This is a genomic window from Paraburkholderia sp. (genome assembly GCF_035501035.1).
Lineage (GTDB): Bacteria > Pseudomonadota > Gammaproteobacteria > Burkholderiales > Burkholderiaceae > Paraburkholderia.
The window spans coordinates 1-2,220 of the sequence record NZ_DATJWR010000464.1; the positions used below are offsets into that span (position 1 = coordinate 1).

Sequence of the window (2,220 nt, forward strand, 5' to 3'; positions counted from 1 at the left end):
GCCCGTATGATGCCGTCGCCTCTGGATTTGGTCCAGTCTAGTGGGGCGGCGTCGTCGGATAGGACGGAAACGACTGATTCGTGCCAAAAATTAGGAATTGTCCTATTAAGTATGCGATTACCGTCTTTGATAATTCGCAACACGATGCGGCGCTGACCGCTTGCCGGCTGGCAACTGCAGGCTCGGCATGCGGCTCGGACTCCAAGTCCGATTCCTGGTCGCATCCTCTTTCAAGGTACCCATGTCATGTCCGTCGGCCGTAGAGCTGTGCACGCTATTCGTGCCACGTTGCGTGCGTGGATGGTCGAAGGCGGCGATTTTCCCGCATTTAACCTTAATTGACTTTCTCTAATAATCACTAATGCAATTGGCCCCCAGAGCGCGCGTCCAGATTCCGCGAATTACGGAAGGAGCTCTAGTGAAGTTGAAATTATCGGGCGCAGTATGTACATGTCTCGTTAGCCTCTTCGGGCCGGTTTTTGTACAGGCAGCACAGCAATCCTCTCCTCCCACCGCCGGCAAGCTGGATTGGGGGCAAGCAACCTGGATGTCCAGGCGCTTTCGACGCAGCTTCACGGCGATCAGGCGTCAGTCAATCTCGATGTTGAAGTTCCCGATAAAGTCCTGGGTCTGGATCAGGCTGTTTCGCTGGCGGTCCGCAGTCATCCGTCGATTGCCGACGCGGTGGCGACGCTGGCCGAATCGACCAGCGCGATCGATGTTGCCCGCGGCGGCTACTTTCCTCAGGTCACCGCTGGACTTGGCGGCGGCAACTTCACGCTGACCGGTTCGGGCAACACGACTTCGGTTTCCGTTTCGCAGATGCTGTACGACTTTGGCAAGGTTTCCGGCGCGGTGGATCAGGCCAAAGCGGGCGTCAGCAAACAGCAGGCGGTGGTGCTCAAGCAGATCGACAAGATCGCGCAGCAAACCGCTGAAGCGGTCGTCAACGCGCATCGCTACCAGGTGCTCGAGGCGATTTCCGGGGAGCAGGTCGCAGCCGTCGAAAACGTTCTGCTCATGGCCCAGCTTCGCGCCAATGCGGGCGTCAGCACCCGCTCGGACCCGATCCAGGCCGAAACGCGCGTACAGAACGCACGCGCGGATCTGATGCAGGTGCGCGCGCAGCGTGCGCAGGCCATGGAGCGCCTGCGCACGCTGATCGGCGCCCGGTTTACCGGCACGATCGCACCGCTGCCGGAAGATCAGGCGGCGCAGGTCCAGCTCGACCCGAACCCGGACACGAACAGCATTCCCGACGTGCTGGCCGCCAAGGCCGACATGAACTCGGCCATTGCGCAACTCGACGCCGCCAGGGCGCAGCGCTGGCCGACGCTTTCTCTCGACGTTTCCGAGAACAAGAGCCTGAGCGGTATCAACCCGTCGACCTTCGTACCCGAGGGGTCGTACCGCACGGTGATGGTCAACGTCTCATGGAACGTCTTCCAGGGCGGAACGCTCAACGCCCAGGTCAAGGGGGCGGAAAACGCGCTCGCTTCGGCGCGCTCGCGGGTTCAGGTCGCGCGACTCACCGGCAGCGACAACGCGCGCGGCTACAGGGAGCTCGCCATCGGGGCGAGGGACCGGCTCGGCGTGCTCGGAGAGCGCAAGCAAAGTATTACCCAGGCTAGAGACCTGTATCGCGAAGAGTACAAACTCGGCACGCGTTCGATACTCGATCTTCTGAATGCCGAACAGGAGTTCTATCAGGCCGCCTCCGACGAGGAGTCGGCGAGAGACGACTTCTGGATCAATCTGATCGCCTACGTTGATGCAACAGGAGCCGGGCGCGACTTCTATGGCCTGAACAGAACCCATGTGCAAGGGATGGAGGTGCTTCCGTGAATCTGCCGATTCAATACACACGTTGGCTCGATGCCGTGCTTGCCATTGCACGTCACTATGGACTTTCGACGTCGGCTGAGAGTGCGCGCGTCGCCCTTGCATGGCAGAGCGACGCGTCACTCGACGTCGTGCTCGAGCGCCTCGCCCGTCAGGCCGGTCTCGACTTGCGCCTGCGAGCGTTTTCGATCGATCAATTGAACCCGCAGCGCTTGCCGCCCGCCGTCGAATTCAAGGCTCGCTGTCGCCGCACGACATCAAGACGGGCCAGCCGATCGGGGGATCGAAGATGCTGACGAGCAGCGTGGAGTTGAAGGCGCCCGTGCCGTTGCCGGGAGGCGGCAGCAAGCTGAGCGCGTTCACTTTCCTCGACGGCGG

1 protein-coding gene is annotated in these 2,220 nt (G+C 61.3%); it reads left to right on the forward strand.

Features of this window, described 5'->3' with window-relative positions; translation table 11 throughout:
* Positions 1–528 precede the first annotated feature (528 nt).
* Positions 529–1,845 (forward strand): TolC family outer membrane protein, encoded by a 1,317-nt coding sequence (locus tag VMJ11_RS32355; RefSeq protein ID WP_325625118.1) that lies wholly within the window; start codon positions 529–531, stop codon positions 1,843–1,845.
* The last annotated feature ends 375 nt before the right edge of the window (positions 1,846–2,220 follow it).